Consider the following 18,466-nt stretch of genomic DNA (forward strand, 5'->3'; position numbering starts at 1 on the left):
TATTAACTTAAAATAAAGCTTAAAGCAAAATATGGATAACTAAACCTATTAATTAAAGAAATAAGATTAGCTTACTTCTTTAATTATTTTATATAGTGCATCTGCTAATTTTTCTTTATTTATACTATCTACTTCAGTATCACTTATATTTATAATTAAGCATAAAGAATCTAAATTTTTTACTAAATATAATCCTTTTCCACTTTTGATACTTATCTGTGAAAGGCCTATATAATCAACCATTTCTTCTAAGTTTAAGGATACAACACGCCTAAGAATTTGATCATCCCCTAAAATTTCTATTCTCTTATCTTCTCCTATGCTCTTAGTTATTCTTATAAATATATCTGCCTTTGTATTATTAGATAATAAAACTTTCTTAAAAAAACTTTCTCCTAAGCAACACTCTTCATTAAAACAATCTATAGTAAGATCTCCTTCTTCCTTTAATTTTTTTATTAATACTTTTCTTAAATAGGAGTCATTTATATCTAATGCATATTTCACTATAAATCACCACCTTAATTCTAAGGACAATTGTAATATATATTATTCATTTTCTTAAAAAAAGTTCTACTAAAAACATAAGTTTCATAAATTAAACTGAAGGAGGTGATAAATTTGATGAAAAAAATTACTAAAATATTTTTAATAACCCTATGTTTTTCTCTTCTTTTAATTTCATGTTCTAAAATTAATATTCCTTCTAAGGAAAAACCTTCTTTAAACTATCACACTAAAAATTTAAGTGAACTAGTTTCTAAGAATAATATAAAAATCAGATTATTAGATATGAATATTTATAGTGAAGTAATTGTTGATAATGAAGATGTAAGAATTATTGATGACTTATTAAAAAGCTTAAAAGATTCTAACTTTATAAATGAGGAACCTTTACCTAATAAACCCTTATATAAAATTTTTATAGATTTAAATAGCGAAAAGTATGTAATAGATATTTATGGAGATGATTTAATAACCCTTTATCCTTGGGACAGTGATGTAAGGAAGGATTACTTAAGTTTAAAAGACATTCCTAATTCCTTTAAATTAGAACCATTTTGCCAGTATGTGTTTAATAAAAAACAATAAAAAAAGATATAGGATTTAGTAGTGATTTATACTAAATTCTATATCTTTATTAATAATAGATTGTTTATATTTATTTGTTTTTGTTTAATTCTTCTAAAAGTTCAAATACACGCTTCCTATATAAGGGATGAATCTTATATGGAGCAATTTCATTTAATGGCTCCAAAACAAAACTTCTTTCATGCATTCTTGGATGTGGAAGTATGATATCTTCATCTTCACTTACTAAATCGTTAAAAAATATTACATCTAAGTCTATAGTTCTAGGACCCCACTTAATCTTTCTCTCTCTTTTAAGCTTTTGCTCTATACTTAATAAAAACTTGATTAATTCCTTAGGGTTTAAAAGAGTTTTTATTTTGCAAGCACCATTTAAAAATTCATCCTGCTCAGTATATCCCCAAGGTTCTGTCTCAATTAAATTAGATTTTTTTATAATTTCAGTATGATAAGCCTTATTTATTTCATTTAAAGCTTCTTCTATATAATATTTTTTATCTCCTATATTAGACCCATATGAAAGGTATGCCTCGTTCCATCCTCTCTCTATTTCTATAGATACAGTATCTAAACTTCTTAATATAGGTGCCCATGGTTTCTTTAAAGAAACCTTCACTTTTTTAACAAGAGAGTATTCTAATAATATAAACTCACTTAATTTTTCTGCTGCAGTTTCTATTAAATCATAGCTTTGCTTTTTAAACTCTTCCTCAACCTTATGTGCAAGTTCTCCATAATGAACAGATTTACTTAAATCTCCAGTAACTCCAGCCTCTCTAGTATCTAAGAAAAGTTCTATGCTTAAAACAAATTTTTGTCCAAGTCTCTTCTCCTCTTCAAAGACTCCATGATTACCAAAAACCTCAAAATCTTTAATAATAATTTTATCCATGAAAATTAACTCCTATCTTCTTACCATAGCATCAGTCATAAGGGCAGTTCTCTTATTTTCTAAAACATCATGAACTCTTACAAATTCGCACCCTTTAATTATTCCAAGAGTAGTTGTAGCTAAAGTCCCTTCTAATCTTTCATCTGTTGGAAGATTTAAAGTATTACCTATTACTGATTTTCTTGATGTTCCTAATAAAACTGGGTAATCCATATTGCAAAACTCATCTAATCTATTTAATACTTCTAAGTTTTGATCATAATCCTTTGCAAAACCTATACCTGGGTCTAAAATTATATTTTCTTTCTTAACTCCAGCATCTAGGGCTATCTTTATACATTCTTCCATATCAGATTTCATAGTTTCTATGATGTCATCACCATATTCATTATCATTTCTATTGTGCATTATGCAACAAGGTACTCCATATTTAGCAGCCACAGTAGCCATATATTTATCCTTTTTAAAACCCCATACATCATTTATTAAATCTGCACCTGCTTTTATAGCTTCCTCTGCCACTCTTCCCTTATATGTATCAACTGATATAGGTATATCAAATTTTTCTCTTAAGGCTTTTATTACAGGTACTACTCTATTTAGTTCCTCTTCTTCTCCTACTGGGGTATGAGTTGGTCTTGTTGACTCTCCTCCAATATCTATTATATCAACACCATCATTAATCATCTTCTCAGCTCTCTTTAGAGCTAACTCAATATCATTATATTTTCCACCATCTGAAAATGAATCTGGAGTCACATTTAAAATTCCCATTATGTATGTTCTTTTTCCTATTTCAAACTCTTTATTTCCTATTTTCACAAAAGTTCCCCCTTAAATAATTATGTCTAAATTCTTTTTTTCTTTGCTCCACTTACAAAGTTTTTCAGCATTACATAAAAAACAGCTTCTTGATTTTTTATCAGCTAAGTAAATAATTTTATCTAATCCTTCTGCTTCACTATTTCTGTGATTTAAAATTCCACTTAAAATAATCTCTATTTCCTCTTTATTAAAATCACATTCCTTTAAAATATCCAAACTCAATTTATAAGAAGCTTTATTATGTTTTTCTCCACCTTCATATTCTACCCATCGTCCTATATCATGGAGAAGTCCTATTGCATATATAATTTCCTTAGATACATTCATATTTTCCTCTAAGACCATTATGTAGGCAATTCTTGATACATCTAAAAAATGCTCTAAGTTATGTTTGCAAAAAATCCTATCCTTTTCACAGAAAGAATTCTTATTTAAATAGTCTTTATACTTACTATTATTAAGTATCTTATTTATTCTCTCCATAATAAACACCTCAAAGAATTAAGATCTACATAGAAATCATTCTAAAAACATCATTTTTTAAGCTTTCATCTTCTAAAAACTTTCCTCTATAAGTTGTTGTTACTGTTTTTGCACCTGGTTTTCTAACACCTCTCATGGTCATACACATATGTTCACCTTCTACAACTACCATTACACCTTGTGCATCTAAGTATTCCATTATAGAATCAGCTATTTCCGTTGTAAGCCTTTCTTGAAGTTGTGGTTTTTTTGAATAAACCTCAACACATCTAGCAAGTTTAGATAAACCTACAACCCTTCCATTTGGTATATATGCTATATGAACTTTTCCATAGAAAGGAACTAAATGATGCTCACACATAGAATAGAAAGTTATATCCTTTTCTAAAACAAGATCATTGCTATGAACTTCAAAAGTTTTACTTAAATGATCCTTTGCATTCATTCCTATGCCTGAAAATATTTCTTCATACATTCTTGCAATTCTATCTGGAGTTTCTATTAAACCCTCTCTATTAACATCTTCTCCTATTGCTTCAAGTATTAGTTTCATTCCTTCTTTTATCTTATCTTTATCGATCATTTTGCCCTCCATATTTAAAAGCTTATAATAGAACTTTCATATTTACTTTTTATTTCTTCTATTAAGTCTTTTTCCCCAAAAAATTCTTCTTCAAATTGACTTACTCTCATTATTCCAAGAAGAGAATTACTTATAAAAATCCCTTCACTATTTCTTAAGTCTTCTATATTATAACATCCTTCTTCAACTTGAAAGTTATTCTTTATCCATCCTCTAATTATTCCATCTAAAAGACCACAGCTAACCTTTGGAGTACATATCTTATTATTCTTAATAAAATATATATTACTAGTAGCCCCCTCTGTTAGCTCTTCTCTTTCATTTAAAAATATCACTTCATCAAAGCCTTCATCTTTAGCCTTTTCCTTTTCCATAATATTTTCAATATAGCAAGTGCTCTTTAAATAAGTTAATTTAGAGGTTCTATTTCTTCTTACTTCACTAAGTTTTAGAGAAAATCCTCTATTGTAATCTTCTATGCCATAAGGAATATCTCTAGTTGAATAAATTATATTTTTTTCAGTAAGAGTTATTTTTAAAGCCTTATTTCTTATTTTTTCATTTTTAATAAACTCTCTTAATTCCTCTTCATTAATATTAAAAGGAATATTTAAATTTAAACATCCATCTTTTAGTCTTTCTAGATGTTCCTTTAAAAACACTCCATTATTTAATACAAGTATAGTTTCAAAAATTCCCCGTCCAAAAAAAACAGAAGAATCTATGGTAAGTGAACATTTCTTAACCATACTATAACCTTTTTTATTTTCTCCTATATAAATCACTTTATATCACAACCTAATTATAATACTCTCATTAAAGCCTTTGCCTTATCTAAAGTTTCCTCATATTCCATCTCTTCTTCTGATTCAATAGTTATTCCTCCACCTACTCCAAAATAGGCCTTATTATCTTTTGCTAATATAGTTCTTATTACTATATTAAAATCACAATTTCCTCTTAAATCAAAATAACCTATGGCCCCAGTATATATCCCTCTTCTAAGGCCTTCTAGTTCCTCTATTATCTCCATACTTCTTATTTTAGGAGCACCTGTTATAGAACCTCCTGGAAAACATTCTCTTATACATTTTACAGAACTAACATCTTCCTTTAGTTCTCCTATAACTGTAGAAACTAAGTGAAATACTGTAGCATATTCCTCTAATTTAAATAATTCTGTAACCTTAACAGAAAAAGGTTTGCACACCTTACTTAAGTCATTTCTCTCTAAATCAACAATCATTAAAAGCTCTGACTTATCCTTTTCACTATTTAAAAGTTCTTTTTTATTCTTTTCATCTTCTAATTTATCTTTTCCTCTTGGTCTTGTGCCTTTAATTGGTCTTGTTTCAACCTTATTATTAAACACCTTTAAAAACCTTTCAGGAGAAGAACTTATAATTTGAAAACCTTCTAAATTTAAATAACAGGAAAAAGGGGCTTTATTTATACTTCTTAAACTTATATATGTATCAAAAGGATCAGAATTAAAATCACAGGAAAATCTCTGTGTTAGGTTTGCAATATATGTATGCCCTTCTTTTATGTACTCTTTAACCTTTTTTACTGAATTTATATATTCTTCTCTTGAAAAATTTGAAGTAAACTCAGTATTTTTATCTAAGCTGATATTTAAATTTATATACTTATCTTTTATTCTTTCATAAATATTAGCTATACTTTTTTCTGACTCTTCCTTAATTCCTAGGGCTGTTATATATGTTTTTTGATTTCTCAAATCAAATATTATTACATTATCATAAAATAAAAAATAACTATCTGGAATACACACATCATCCTTAGCACTTTTAGGCATATCTTCAATAACTCTTCCTATATCATAAGAAAAATAGCCCATAGCACCTCCTAAAAAAGGTATCTCACTATTATAATTTATTTTATATTCTAAAATAAGCTCTTCTAATTTTTCAAAAGGATCTCCTAAGACTAGTTTTTCATCTATAAAAATCTCATTTCCCTTAGAGCTAAACTTTTTAAAAGGATTTAATCCTATAAATGAATATAAAGAAAATTCGCTATCTTCCTTTGAACTATCTAAAAATATACTGTTTATTTCATCTTTAAATAAAGAATATACTTCATGTGGCTTAAGCTTATTTTCTATTTCCTTAATTTCAAAATTCAAATTACTCACCTTTCTATAATATTAAATTTCCTAGCATTATCAATAAAATTTTTAAGCATTTCATGGCCATATTCAGTTAAAACAGCCTCTGGATGAAACTGTACTCCTTCTATATTGTACCTTTTATGCCTTATGCCCATAACTACCCCATCATCACTTAAGGCAGTTATCTCTAAATCTTCTCCTAAAGAATTTCTATCAACTACTAAAGAATGATATCTAGTTACATTTATATTATTTTTGATTCCCTTAAAAATCCCTTTTCCGTCATGAGTTATTTTACTCACTTTTCCATGGACTGGAAAATCCCCTTTTTTTATTTTACTTCCAAAGGAATATCCAATACATTGGTGACCAAGACATACACCTAAAATAGGAATCTTCCCCTTAAATTCCTCTATAATATTTAAACATTCTTTCATATCCTTAGGTGCTTTAGGTCCTGGAGATATTATTATTCCCTCTGGATTCAATCTTTTTATTTCTTCTATAGTTATTTTATCATTCCTCTTTATCTTTATATCCTCATTTAATTCCTTAAAATACCTAAGCAAATTAAACACGAAGGAATCATAGTTATCTATCATTAAAAACATTAATTCACCTCTAAAATATTTAGTTTAAAATCATTATATCAAAAACACCTAAAAAAAAATATGAATTTTATACCATTTATATATTTGAATCTTCTAATTAATAATCTTAAGTATTGTTATTACTTAATTTAAAGTTAAAAATTAATTTATTTTATTCTCATTTATGTGTTAAAATATTTATACTACAAATTTTTTAAAATTAACAATATTATTCAAATAATTATTATACATACATTGATTTTTTAAGTTTTAAAGGAGGGTTTACTATTAATATTAATGCAGAATTTCATTGTCACTCATTAGCTTCTGACGGAACACTATCTCCAAAAGAGGTAATTGCTGAAGCTAAAAAAGCAGGTATATCCTTAATAGCTTTAACAGATCACGATATAACTTCTGGTCTTGATGAAGCAAAAGAAGCCGCAAAAGAACTAGATATTCAATTTATTCCTGGAATAGAACTTAGTTGTGAGCATAAGGGGTCTACAGTTCATGTACTAGGATATTTTAGAGATGATTCTTATAAATCCGAAGATTTTCAAAAGTTCTTAAATGAATTAAAGGATTCTAGAATAGGTAGAGCAAAAAAAATCGTAGCTAATTTAGAAAAATATTTTAATATTAAACTTGATTATAAAGATGTCTTAGCAAAGGGAAAAGGTGTTGTTGCTAGACCTCATATAGCTCAATGCATAATAGAAGCTGGGTATCCTTATGATTGGGAATATATATTTGATAACTTCATAGGAAATGATAGCCCAGCTTATGTTCCTAACAAAAAAATTTCTGTAGAAGAAGGAATAAATATATTAAAAGCTAATAATGCTATAACAGTGCTTGCTCATCCAAAGCTTATAAAAAGAGTTCCTGTACAGGAAGTTATGGCATTTCCTTTTGATGGTATAGAAGCTATTTACTATCAAAATAATAAAAAAGATACTGACTTCTTTATTTCATATGCTGTTCATCATGATCTTCTTATAACATGTGGTTCAGATTTTCATGGAGATCATGAAGGAGATGAAAGACATGGTCATGTTGGATGCATGAGTATGCCAGAAGAATATCTTGAAAAATTTCTAAAAAAATATAATTGTAATAAAAAATAATATTAATGATTAAAATAATGGTAATATGGTTTAACTGCCAAATTACCATTATTTTTTTATAATCTCAAATAATTTAATATTTTATTAAAAAAAGTATTTACATTTCAATGAAAAAGAATATAATTTAATTGTAGGTATTAATTAATAATTAATATTAGTTGATTTTGATTGTTATAATTTTAACATATATTAGGTGGTGTTTTTATGAATTATTTAGAAGTAAAAAAAGATATTTATTGGGTTGGATCTTTAGATCCTGAATTAAGAGTTTTTGATATTATTATGTACACTCCTTATGGAACTACTTATAACTCATATGTTGTTAAAGGTAGTGAAAAAATAGCTGTATTTGAAACAGTAAAAGAAAAATGTTTTGATGATTACTTATCAAAACTTAATAGCTTAGGTATTGATCCTAAATCAATAGATTACATAGTTGTTGATCATACAGAGCCTGATCATGCTGGATCTGTTGAAAAATTACTTGAATTATCTCCTAAAGCTAAAGTTATAGGTTCAATGCAAGCTATAGAATTCTTAAAAGATATAGTTAATAAAGATTTTGAATATATAGTTGTTGGAGACAATGACACAATTTCATTAGGAAACAAAACATTACAATTTATCTCTGCACCATTTTTACATTGGCCAGATTCAATGTACACTTATATTCCAGAAGATAAAGCTTTAATAACTTGTGACTCTTTTGGAAGCCACTATTCTTGTGAAGAAGTATTTAATGACTTAGTTCCTAATGAAGAAGAATATTTAGATGCCTTAAGATACTACTATGATTGTATCTTTGGACCATACAAACCATATGTTTTAAAAGCTATAGATAAAATTAAAGATTTAGATATAGAACTTGTATGCCCAGGTCACGGTCCTATCCTTAGACAAGATCCTTGGAAGATAATAAATACTTATAAGGAATGGAGTACTCCAGTAAAACCTAAAATAAATGGAGATAAGAAAGTTACTATTCCTTACGTATCAGCTTATGGTTATACTAAAGAATTAGCTGAAGAAATAGCTAAGGGAATACAATCTGAGCACAATGTTGAAGTTAAATTATATGATTTAACTTATAGCAAGCAAGAAGATGTATTAGCTGACATAGGAGAATCAGATGGTATACTATTTGGATCACCAACAATAGTTGGAGAATTATTACCTCCTATTAGAATTCTTTTAGCTAACTTAAACCCTATTATTCATGGTGGAAAATATGCTGCAGCCTTTGGTTCATTTGGTTGGAGTGGTGAAGCTGTTCCAAGAATAGAAGCTAGATTAAAAGAATTAAAAATGAATATATTTGGACCTGGTTTAAGAATTAAGTTTAAACCATCAACAACTGAATTAAAAGAAGCTTTTGAATTTGGTAGAGATTTCTCAAGAACTATGTTTGGAGAAAAGGAACTTGATTATGCTCCAAATAATGCTACAGAAACTAAAGAAGTATTAACTGGAAATGGTAAAACAAGATACTGGAAATGCTTAGTTTGTGGTGAAATATTCGAAAGTCCAGTATGCCCTGAAGTTTGCCCTGTTTGTGGAGCTGGAAAAGAACAATTTATAGAAGTGGAAATGGATACTTTTGAAAAGAATGATACTGATGATAACTTCGTTATTATAGGTAATGGAGCTGCTGGATTCTATGCTGCTAAAACAATAAGAGAAATAAACAGTACAGCTTCTGTTAAATTACTTTCAAGTGAAGAAGTATCTTCTTACTCAAGACCAAATCTTTCAGATCTTTTAAATGAAGAAATGAATTTAGATACTTTCTACTTAGCTAAATCTTCTTGGTACAAAGAAAATAATATAGAAGAATTACTAGGAGTTACTGTTACTTCTATAGATAAAGATGCTAAAAAAGTAATCTTAAAAGATGGTACTAAAATACCATATACTAAACTTATATTAGCTAATGGTAGCCATAACTTTATTCCACCATTTAAAGTTAAAAATAATAATGAAGAAGTTACTTTAAATTGTGAAAATATTCATGAGTTTAAAGGTATCTACTCTATTAAAGATTTAAAAGATACTTTTGATGTTAAAGAAGAAATGAAAGAAGCTAAGAAGGCTGTTGTTATAGGTGCTGGTCCTCTTGGATTAGAAGCAGCTTGGGAAATGAAACTTGCTGGTTTAGAAGTTACAGTAGTTGAATTCTTACCAAATCTTATGAATAACCAATTAGATCAAGAAGGTGCTGATATCTTTAGAAACCAAGTTTCTGATTGCGGAATAACATTCATAACATCAGAGGAATGTGCTGAAATAATAACTAAAGATGGCAAATTAACTTCTTTAAACTTAAAGAGCGGAAAAACTTTAGATGCTGATATTCTTCTAGTTTCAACAGGTATTAGAAGTAATATAGAATTAGCTAAAGAAACTGGAATTGAATGCAATAGAGGTGTTATTGTTAACGAAAGAATGGAAACAAGTATTAAAGACATATATGCTTGTGGAGATGTAGCTGAATTTAATGGTCTTGTTTACGGAAACTGGCCTGCTGCTATAGAAATGGGTAAAACTGCTGGTGCAAATGCATGTGAAGCAGAAAAAGCATTTGAAAACTTTACACCATCTATAATATTAGATGCTTTAAATACTCATGTATTCTCAGCTGGTTTAATAAGATTTAACGATTCTTCTTATGAAAAAATAAGTTCTAAAGATGAATCAAAAGGTCAATATACTAAACTATTCTTCAAAGACAACATCTTAGTTGGAGGAATTATAGTTGGTGATATTTCTAAAGCAGGACAAATAATAATAGCAATAGATAATAAACTATCTAAAGCAGCTGCTTTATCAAATGATTTACTATAAATAAAATAAAAAGTGACTATATAAATTTTATATAGTCACTTTTTTATTTAGAGAAATATATTAAACTTAAGCAAAAATTACTTAAACTATATGCTCTTTGTGCTTGTTATAAGCTTTTTTTATATTCTTCTAAAGCTTTTGCAAGTTGATCTGGACAAGATGTGCCTTTTCCTCTGCAATCTATTCCTTTTAATTTAGAAATAGCTTCATCAACATCCATTCCTTCAACAAGCTTAGAAACTCCCATTAAGTTTCCTGGACATCCATTTACAAAGCTAACACTTTTTATTTTGTTATCTTCGATTTCAAAATTAATCTCCTTAGCACAAACTCCTGTAGTCTTATAATTCATAAGTAAAATCTCCCCTATCTTGCTAATTATGAAGATATAGAAACTATTTTAAAGTAGCTATAACTTCAATCTCTATTTTAGCATCTTTAGGTAATTTAGCAACCTCTACAGCACTTCTTGCTGGTTGATTTTCTGTAAAATAAGTAGCATATACTTCATTCATTCTTACAAAATCATTCATATCACTTAAAAATACTGTAGTTTTTATTACTTTATCCATAGAAGTTCCCGCAGCTTCTAAGATAGCCTTTACATTTTCTAAAGATTGAGCTGTTTGTTCTTCAATTGATCCTGCCATTACTCCAGTTTCAGGATTTAGTGGAATTTGTCCTGAAGTATAAACAAAATCTCCTATTTTTATTCCTTGTGAATAAGGTCCAATTGCACCTGGTGCTTTGTTTGTTTTTATTATTTCTTTTGCCATATAAAACATCTCCTATTCTTCAACACATTACTTCTGATACTTTAATTTTAATACAGCAAAAATTTAAATTCAATGGATTATTACTATTTCTTCTCTTCTTCTCCCTCTGAACTAGTTATTTTTTTTGTGCAATTTTCTGATCCCTTATTCTCTTTCAATTCTACCTTATCAGGATTAGGATTATTTAATATTCCTCCCATAACTAATATTGATAAAAATAAAGTTACTATTTCATTATAATTTGACGGCAAAATGCTCAAATTGAACCCTTCAAGTATTAAAGGTATTAAAGCAAAGATAGCTAACCATAATCTATAGTTCTTTAACATACTCCAATCATGCATATAATCGCTTCCTTTTATAATATTCTACAATTTATTATATTCTTAGCATGATTTTATGGTTATTATCTAAAAAATAAGAAAAATCTTTTTCTAACAAAAAAATCACCTTAATTTTATATCAAATTATACCATGATTAAATATGTAATCATGATGTTAGATTAACAAAATTAGGTGATTTAGCTTTATTTTTACTAAATATCAGCCATTATAAGCTTAGCGCTTTCTGTATTTGTAGCTAGTGGAACCTTATAAACATCACAAAGTCTAAGTAATGCACTAATATCTGGTTCATGAGGTTGAGCTGTTAATGGATCCCTTAAGAAAATTACCATATCAACATCATGGTTTGCTACCATATTTTTTTGTCAGCTTATAAAATAACTTATTTGGTACTTATTTATATTACTTTAAGTATAAATAAGTTAGTATATATTGTCAATCATTATGTAACTATATAAGACAAAAATATGGCTAAGGATTACTCCCTAACCATATAATCTAATTTCTTAATCTAAACATTATATAACAAACAAAACAAAATATATAAAATATAATAATAGTTCTGCAAAACTTAATAAGCCATAGAATAACTCCATAATTAATCCCTCCAGATAATATTTCATCATTCTAATTATTAACATCTAATATGTATTATAAACATTTAAAAAATACTAAATTCACCATTATATTTAACAAATCCAGACTTTGTATTTCTACCCTTATCTGTAGAATAAACTATGTGAAGGACACCGTCTTTTCTGTATATAGGAGTAGCTTTTTCATAAGGGTTTAACGTTCCTATAGGATAACTACAGTCTGAATCTTGATATACTATTTCTGGAGTGCTTCCATTTTGCCATTGGTCTTGATAGAAATATTCTATACAGTTAGTTGCATTTGTAACATATCTTTCTTTAGCTCCATTACTTGTTGGATATTTGATTCTATCTAGTTGTTTACTATAGCTAACATCTAATACTTCTATATTATCTCCTATACTTGCATATCCACCTACTTTATTACCTTCTGAATCTCTAGCATATAAAAAATCATTAATAACTTTAGCATTAGCTTTAATATCTATATTATCAGTAACTTGAGGTGTGTTAGAAATAACTTCTTGTTGTAATTGTCCATCCAAGCAACTTAACATTTTTTCTAGTGGGAAATATTGTCCTGGACAAGCTGTATTGTAATAGTGTTTATGTCCATTAACTTCATTAATACCATATTTAGACTTTAAGTATTTTATAAGTTCTACACCAGCATTAAATTGTTCAGGTGGCATATCAGTTTCTTTATCATAATTGCCTTCAAAACATACACCTATACTATCATGATTGTGACCATAACAGTTAGCTCCTGTTGCCCATACTGGTCTACCTTCATATACTGTACCATCTTTACGTACATAGAAATTATATCCTATCATATAAAATCCCATACTTCTCATAATATCGTTTAGTCCTTCTATAGATCCGTTATATTCTGGATGGTGTATTATAATTTTGTTTGGTTTATTCCATCCTTTAGCTTCTTCTTGACCTTTTAAATATACTTTCTTAATATCCATATTAATTACCTCCTTATAAAACAAAAAGGCTAAGAGATTATTCTCCTAACCCTTGCTTATTATTACTTCTACTTGCTAAACTTTGTCCAAAATAAAAAGCTATAACAGTAGCAAATATAGTAATATATTCTGTGCTTTTTATTTCTCCAACTATAGCCATATAGCAAAAAACAGAAGTAAGCATAAATGCAATTATTCTCTTAATACTTAATAGTTTTGTTATTAAATCTAAATATTTCATATATCTACCTCCTACTTAAATATGTGGTTTTGTATAGCATAAAAAAAGAAACCTACAAAAGTTGTTATTAAGAAGCATAAGCCCCATTTTAACGCTGTTGTAAGTCCCTTTATACTATCACACAAGTTTTTTATTTCTATCTTGAATTCTGCCTGTCCTTGTTCTATCTTATCTATTCTCTTGTCATGTTCTTCTGTTTTTTCTTCTACTTTATTTATTCTATGTTCCATTAGTTCATCATTCATTTATTCGCCCCTTTCTAAGCTTGTTCTTTAGGCTCTGCTTCTACTTGAGTAACTACTTTAACTGGATTTAACATATTAAATAACTCCATATATTGGTCATTTGTTAACTGTCCAGTAATTCTAAATAATCCTATACACTCCATCATATCTTTTTTGTCACAGTTCCCATTTTTTATTTGCATTTTACATAATTCGTACATCATAATTAATCATCCTTTCTTATTTTAAATTATTTTTTATTGTTGCTAATGCAACTTTTTTATTTACATCTAATATGGATGGTACTAATAAATTATTAATAACATCCCAAATATTATTAACTTCTTTAGCTAAGTTTTGCAAAGAGCTTCCTAGGTTTGAAGGTACTTTAAAGTCTAAAGTTCCTGGTAAAAGATTTTCTATAGAAAAATAAGTTTTTTCTTGGTAAGTATCTAAATCTATATCTATTACCCTATCTATTACCTCTACTACTGGTGTAGCAAGTTGATATATAATCTCTGTTGGATTATCTTTTAACCAAGCTTTAAAGCCATTCACATCAGGTGTAGTTAATTTAGATTTTAATATTTTAATATAAAAGGAACCATTTATATTAGATACACTATAACCTTCTAAATCTTTTGAATCAACATCAGTTAAATCCCACGCTCTCTTAATCCATTTAAAATTTGAACACATACTATTCCTTGCAACATCCAAGTTTGAATAGCTGTTATCTGCTAACATATCTGACAATAAAATTTGAAATGTTATAAATTTCTCATTTGATGGGAGAGCTTTAATATCATTAAAAGCATCAGTAATAGTAAATTGTTTAACATTTCTATTAATCTTAACCTGTCCATTATTTTCTTCTAAAATATCTAAAACCCCTATTGGTAAACTTCTTAATGGCTCTTTGATTAAAATATCTTTTTTGTCTTCTTTGTAAGACTTATAATTTAAAGCACTCCCTATTCCAATAAATAGCGTTTCGATATAACTTTTGGCACCAATTCCACCCGTATTTATTTGAATAGAATCGTATTCAGAATCAGAAGTTGTAGAAAAATTAGATGTTGTCCAATAATTTAAAGTACTATTTGTACCTATTGTTTGAACTTTATTTGTAACACTATTAAAAAGCTGAAATCTATTAAAATATTGAGTTGCTTTATTACTAGATACTAAAGTAACGGTATCACCTTTTTTTACTGGGGTTGCCAAATTTAACACGATAGGTTCACCATTCTTTACTCCCTCTGATAAGTAACCATCACCAACCCAACATTGCTTATTATCTATAGTTTCTTTTTTGCTCCATTTAGGTATATCTACAATATTTAATCCACATGATAAAATACTAATTTTATACTTATCTTCAACTTTCTCTGCTTCTCCAAAGCTTTTTAACCCTTCAAAATAAGACGGTATTTCTTTATTTGTCCAATCTCCTTCTAAAATCATGGCATTTTTTATAGTGCTGTTATCACTATTAGACCTAAATCCTATTAATACAGATGAACATCCTTTGTCTATATTTTGTTTACATACACAAACTATCTTTCCATTTAAATTACTTGTTATCTCTATTGAACCAAATTCAACAAAGGTGGAATCAGTTTTATTTCCTCTGACAAATAATTGAGTTGGCAAACTTCCAGTATATTTTATGTCGGCTATAAAGGTAAATGGTTTATTAGGGCTTGTAGCAAAAACTAATTTTTTTTGTCCTGTATGTGGAGAATTTGAACTAGAAATAAAATCTATTTTTTCTTTCAATAAATTAACTAAAGTCCTACCACCAATCCTCATTCCTTCTGTTCTGCCTTCAAGAGTATCATTAGCACTTATAGAACTTCCTTCGTAACTTAAAGCTTGATTGCTTTTAAGTCCATTCTGTAGTTCCGTTACATCCATACGAATTTGAGGAATGTTTTGACTTCCATCTAGTCCATTTATGAATTCTTTAGTCTTTTCCAAAGAAGCTTGAAGTTCTGCATTTTTAGTTGTTGCTTCTTGGTTAGTTGCTGCAAGATTAGTATTAGCAGCTTTAGCTGATTCAGTATTCTTAACTAATTCTGAATTTAAAGGTAGAGCTTGATTGATATTATTCGATAGTTCTTGTGCTTTATTATTTAAACCTGTTAATTGACCTATGTTGCTTGTAGCTTCTGTATTTTTAGTATCTAAATCTTTTATAGTTTCTTTAACTTCTTTAGCTAGATCTATGTTAGATTCTAAATTTTTATTTAAAGAAGTAGCAGTAGAAGTATTTTCTAAGAGCTTAGAATTAATATTATTAGCTTCTGTTATATTAGATTCTAAATTACTATTTGCATTAGTCGCAGTAGAAGTATTTTCTTTTAACTTTTCACTTAACTTACTAGCTTTATCTAGTATATTTTCTAAATAAGTAAAGTCTTTACTATCTGCTATTTCTCCAGCTATTTTAGTAAATATATTAGCTTCTACAGTTAATCCAAATGTTGCTGTATGCTCTAAGAATCCATCTGCTCCATAAATAGCTAATTGACAACTATAGACACCATCTTGTTTAGATATTCTATTAGTTATTGGGAAAGTTATTTCTCCTTGCTCTGCATTTGTAATATTTAAATTTTCTATTACATCCCCTTTAGTTGTTCCAGCCATTACGTAGCCAAGTTTAACATTCTTACCTACTAAACTTAATCTTCTTTTATTCTTTAAGATATATAGTTTATAGATTTCTGCGTTATTATTGCCTTTTATTGTTTTAATGCCTTCGTTATTATAAGAATCAACATTAATATTTAGTCCTATTTCACTCATAGTTCACTCTCCTTTCTATTTAGCTTTTGTATCTCTTCCAGCACTTGGATTAGTACATACTCCACTTCCATTAAAGTCGTACCACTTGCCTTCAATAAATAAAGTTTCCTCGGAAGCCATTACACCATTAAATTTTAGCCAATAATAATTAGAATCTTTATAAAGCCATTCGTTCTTCTTTAACGCTCCACCTTTACCAGCATAATAATAGTTAGCCTGGTATTCATAAAACTCTTCTTCTGCCATCAAGGTATTAGACTTAATTAAATAAGTATTATTGTTATAATAAATAAGCTTAGGCTCTATAACCATTTTGCAATTTTCATCTATCCAATAATAACAAGGTTTTTCATTAAAAGTACCTTCAATAAAACAGTTTCTATCTAAAGCACCTGAAGAACTTGCATGATAATCAATTCCATCATGTTTTATCCACTCATTTTTAGCAATAAATCCATCATCTTTTACGAAATAGAAATCACTCTTATAAGGATATATTCCTTTGGTTGCAATACCCCCAGCTTCATTAGTCATTTTATATTTCCCACTATAGTAATCAAGGAATTGAAGTGGTAATTTATATTCATGACAACATGGATAAATAGCACCCCTTGCTATTTTAAATACTGTCATATCGTTATTATCATTACTGTAGACTTTACCGCCATATTTTAGACATTTTAAAGCAAAGTTTTTTATTATATCTTTCTTATAAACATCTAATCTATCTATTAAACAATACCTAGCTTGTAATTCTTCAAATCTTTTATCACTATTTCCACCGTCAGCTCCGTGATGACTTAATTTGTATAAATCAATTTTACCTATTCTATTCTGTAGATGTGTTTCAGTAGCTACTGTGCTATCACCAGGAAACAAAGATTTAGTTCCATGAGATACTAGAAGATAATTAACACTCATACTATTTTCATTAGTATAATCATAAAATTTAGATGCAAAAGCTTCTATATAGTCATTTTTACCTATTTTAAATTGTTGGTCATTAGCAACTATCTTTTGCACATTGAATTTATCAGCTGCTGCTAACATTCTATCGTGATATCCTTTAGTGTCCCATTCTTGCTCTGTAGCTGGTAGCCTAGAATAATCTATACCGTCTTTATAAACGATAAAGTCAGGTCTATATTTTTCAATTATTTTAGGAGCATTTCCAATATGGTCAGAGTGATCATGAGTTATAAAAAGATATTTTAACTTTGTTAATCCAATTTTATCTAGTTGTTGAATTTGCACTTGATAATTTTCTTCCATGAAGCAATCAATCATACTAAAAGTTCCATCATCCGCCTTTATGACTATACAATCCCCATAGGAACCTTCCTTATTTTTAAGATTATAGATAATAGTTTCTGTATTATCTTGCATTCTTTCGCTTGTATAATCTAATTTTTCTGTTATTTTATCTATGTTAGTAGCATTTTTTTCTATATTTACTTTCATAGAATTAAGTTCCCCAACTGTCTTTAAAGCTTCATCTAGTGCTTTATACTCATTTGTTCCTTCTATAGCATTACCTGTCATTAAGTCCTTATCTACTATTAAATTAAATCTATTAGAACTAAGAATACCACCGTTATCTGTAGTTATCTTTAACATATATTCTGTAGTTCCTGGCACTAATAAAGCATCTGTTAATTCCAACCTTGCTATTCCTTTAGCTCCATCTGTTACGGTAAGATTATTGAATATTTCATTTCCTTTACTATTAAGTGCATAAACTCTAACAATACAATGGCTTATATCTAAAATCTTATTAGCTGCTATAAATTTAAAATCTATAAAGCGTGTTTTAACATCATGCTCTATTGCTTTAATCTCGATTAATTCATCTCTATCTATATAAACTGTTTTAGTCTGTATATATTGCATAATACCCTCCTTTCTAAATAAAAAAGAGTAGAA

At 28.2% G+C, this 18,466-nt stretch carries 20 protein-coding genes and 1 pseudogene; 3 read left to right on the plus strand and 18 right to left on the minus strand.

Annotated elements, in window-relative coordinates:
• Positions 1 to 66 precede the first annotated feature (66 nt).
• Positions 67 to 507: a hypothetical protein gene (locus I6G60_RS10090; protein WP_003476017.1), complete on the minus strand. Its 441-nt coding sequence runs from the start codon at positions 505 to 507 to the stop codon at positions 67 to 69.
• A gap of 114 nt (positions 508 to 621) precedes the next feature.
• Between I6G60_RS10090 and I6G60_RS10095 the strand changes: the two genes are divergently transcribed.
• Positions 622 to 1,092 (plus strand): DUF4883 family protein, encoded by a 471-nt coding sequence (locus I6G60_RS10095; protein ID WP_003458556.1) that lies wholly within the window; start codon positions 622 to 624, stop codon positions 1,090 to 1,092.
• A gap of 70 nt (positions 1,093 to 1,162) precedes the next feature.
• Here I6G60_RS10095 and folK read toward each other — a convergent pair whose 3' ends face one another.
• From folK to I6G60_RS10130, 7 genes are read right to left on the minus strand one after another with little or no spacing between them, the layout of a single operon-like run.
• Entirely contained in the window at positions 1,163 to 1,984 is an 822-nt protein-coding gene (folK, locus tag I6G60_RS10100) for a 2-amino-4-hydroxy-6-hydroxymethyldihydropteridine diphosphokinase (RefSeq protein ID WP_111744188.1), read from the minus strand.
• 12 nt (positions 1,985 to 1,996) lie between these two features.
• Positions 1,997 to 2,806: a dihydropteroate synthase gene (folP, locus tag I6G60_RS10105; protein WP_111744187.1), complete on the minus strand. Its 810-nt coding sequence runs from the start codon at positions 2,804 to 2,806 to the stop codon at positions 1,997 to 1,999.
• 12 nt (positions 2,807 to 2,818) lie between these two features.
• Positions 2,819 to 3,292, minus strand: coding sequence for an HD domain-containing protein (locus I6G60_RS10110; protein WP_003458609.1), 474 nt, complete (start codon positions 3,290 to 3,292; stop codon positions 2,819 to 2,821).
• Between the two features lie 25 nt (positions 3,293 to 3,317).
• Complete coding sequence (gene folE / locus I6G60_RS10115; protein ID WP_003476032.1) at positions 3,318 to 3,875, minus strand: GTP cyclohydrolase I FolE; 558 nt, start codon at positions 3,873 to 3,875, stop codon at positions 3,318 to 3,320.
• Between the two features lie 14 nt (positions 3,876 to 3,889).
• Positions 3,890 to 4,660, minus strand: a complete 771-nt coding sequence (locus I6G60_RS10120; protein WP_197925273.1) for an aminotransferase class IV — start codon at positions 4,658 to 4,660, stop codon at positions 3,890 to 3,892.
• A gap of 17 nt (positions 4,661 to 4,677) precedes the next feature.
• Positions 4,678 to 6,024, minus strand: coding sequence for an aminodeoxychorismate synthase component I (gene pabB, locus I6G60_RS10125; RefSeq protein WP_111744185.1), 1,347 nt, complete (start codon positions 6,022 to 6,024; stop codon positions 4,678 to 4,680).
• 5 nt (positions 6,025 to 6,029) lie between these two features.
• Complete coding sequence (locus I6G60_RS10130; protein WP_003464178.1) at positions 6,030 to 6,620, minus strand: anthranilate synthase component II; 591 nt, start codon at positions 6,618 to 6,620, stop codon at positions 6,030 to 6,032.
• A 266-nt stretch (positions 6,621 to 6,886) separates the two neighbouring features.
• On the opposite strand from I6G60_RS10130, the gene I6G60_RS10135 reads away from it, so the two are divergent.
• Positions 6,887 to 7,729: a PHP domain-containing protein gene (locus tag I6G60_RS10135; RefSeq protein WP_110078082.1), complete on the plus strand. Its 843-nt coding sequence runs from the start codon at positions 6,887 to 6,889 to the stop codon at positions 7,727 to 7,729.
• A gap of 204 nt (positions 7,730 to 7,933) precedes the next feature.
• Positions 7,934 to 10,570, plus strand: a complete 2,637-nt coding sequence (locus I6G60_RS10140) for an FAD-dependent oxidoreductase (RefSeq protein ID WP_111744184.1) — start codon at positions 7,934 to 7,936, stop codon at positions 10,568 to 10,570.
• Positions 10,571 to 10,676: 106 nt separating this feature from the next.
• Here I6G60_RS10140 and I6G60_RS10145 read toward each other — a convergent pair whose 3' ends face one another.
• The 10 genes and pseudogenes from I6G60_RS10145 to I6G60_RS10190 all read right to left on the minus strand — a co-directional run bounded on the left by I6G60_RS10145 (position 10,677) and on the right by I6G60_RS10190 (position 18,433).
• On the minus strand, positions 10,677 to 10,922 hold the full coding sequence (locus I6G60_RS10145; protein ID WP_003448671.1) for a TIGR03905 family TSCPD domain-containing protein: 246 nt from the start codon (positions 10,920 to 10,922) through the stop codon (positions 10,677 to 10,679).
• 43 nt (positions 10,923 to 10,965) lie between these two features.
• The gene (locus I6G60_RS10150; protein WP_003458553.1) at positions 10,966 to 11,346 is read right to left on the minus strand and encodes a RidA family protein; all 381 of its coding nucleotides are present in this window, start codon (positions 11,344 to 11,346) and stop codon (positions 10,966 to 10,968) included.
• Positions 11,347 to 11,429: 83 nt separating this feature from the next.
• Complete coding sequence (locus tag I6G60_RS10155; RefSeq protein WP_003458618.1) at positions 11,430 to 11,690, minus strand: phage holin family protein; 261 nt, start codon at positions 11,688 to 11,690, stop codon at positions 11,430 to 11,432.
• A 192-nt stretch (positions 11,691 to 11,882) separates the two neighbouring features.
• A pseudogene (locus tag I6G60_RS10160) lies at positions 11,883 to 12,047 on the minus strand (methylglyoxal synthase); the annotation flags it as partial.
• Between the two features lie 305 nt (positions 12,048 to 12,352).
• Positions 12,353 to 13,264: a peptidoglycan recognition protein family protein gene (locus tag I6G60_RS10165; protein ID WP_110002985.1), complete on the minus strand. Its 912-nt coding sequence runs from the start codon at positions 13,262 to 13,264 to the stop codon at positions 12,353 to 12,355.
• 37 nt (positions 13,265 to 13,301) lie between these two features.
• A complete protein-coding gene (locus I6G60_RS10170) occupies positions 13,302 to 13,505 on the minus strand; it encodes a hypothetical protein (RefSeq protein ID WP_011010275.1) in 204 nt (67 codons plus the stop codon).
• A gap of 11 nt (positions 13,506 to 13,516) precedes the next feature.
• Positions 13,517 to 13,750, minus strand: a complete 234-nt coding sequence (locus I6G60_RS10175) for a hemolysin XhlA family protein (RefSeq protein WP_003464111.1) — start codon at positions 13,748 to 13,750, stop codon at positions 13,517 to 13,519.
• Between the two features lie 14 nt (positions 13,751 to 13,764).
• Positions 13,765 to 13,953, minus strand: a complete 189-nt coding sequence (locus I6G60_RS10180) for a hypothetical protein (RefSeq protein ID WP_197925274.1) — start codon at positions 13,951 to 13,953, stop codon at positions 13,765 to 13,767.
• A 16-nt stretch (positions 13,954 to 13,969) separates the two neighbouring features.
• Positions 13,970 to 16,543 (minus strand): BppU family phage baseplate upper protein, encoded by a 2,574-nt coding sequence (locus I6G60_RS10185; protein ID WP_197925276.1) that lies wholly within the window; start codon positions 16,541 to 16,543, stop codon positions 13,970 to 13,972.
• A gap of 15 nt (positions 16,544 to 16,558) precedes the next feature.
• Positions 16,559 to 18,433, minus strand: coding sequence for an MBL fold metallo-hydrolase (locus I6G60_RS10190; RefSeq protein WP_197925278.1), 1,875 nt, complete (start codon positions 18,431 to 18,433; stop codon positions 16,559 to 16,561).
• Positions 18,434 to 18,466 lie beyond the last annotated feature (33 nt).

The organism is Clostridium perfringens, from assembly GCF_016027375.1.
GTDB lineage: Bacteria > Bacillota > Clostridia > Clostridiales > Clostridiaceae > Sarcina > Sarcina perfringens.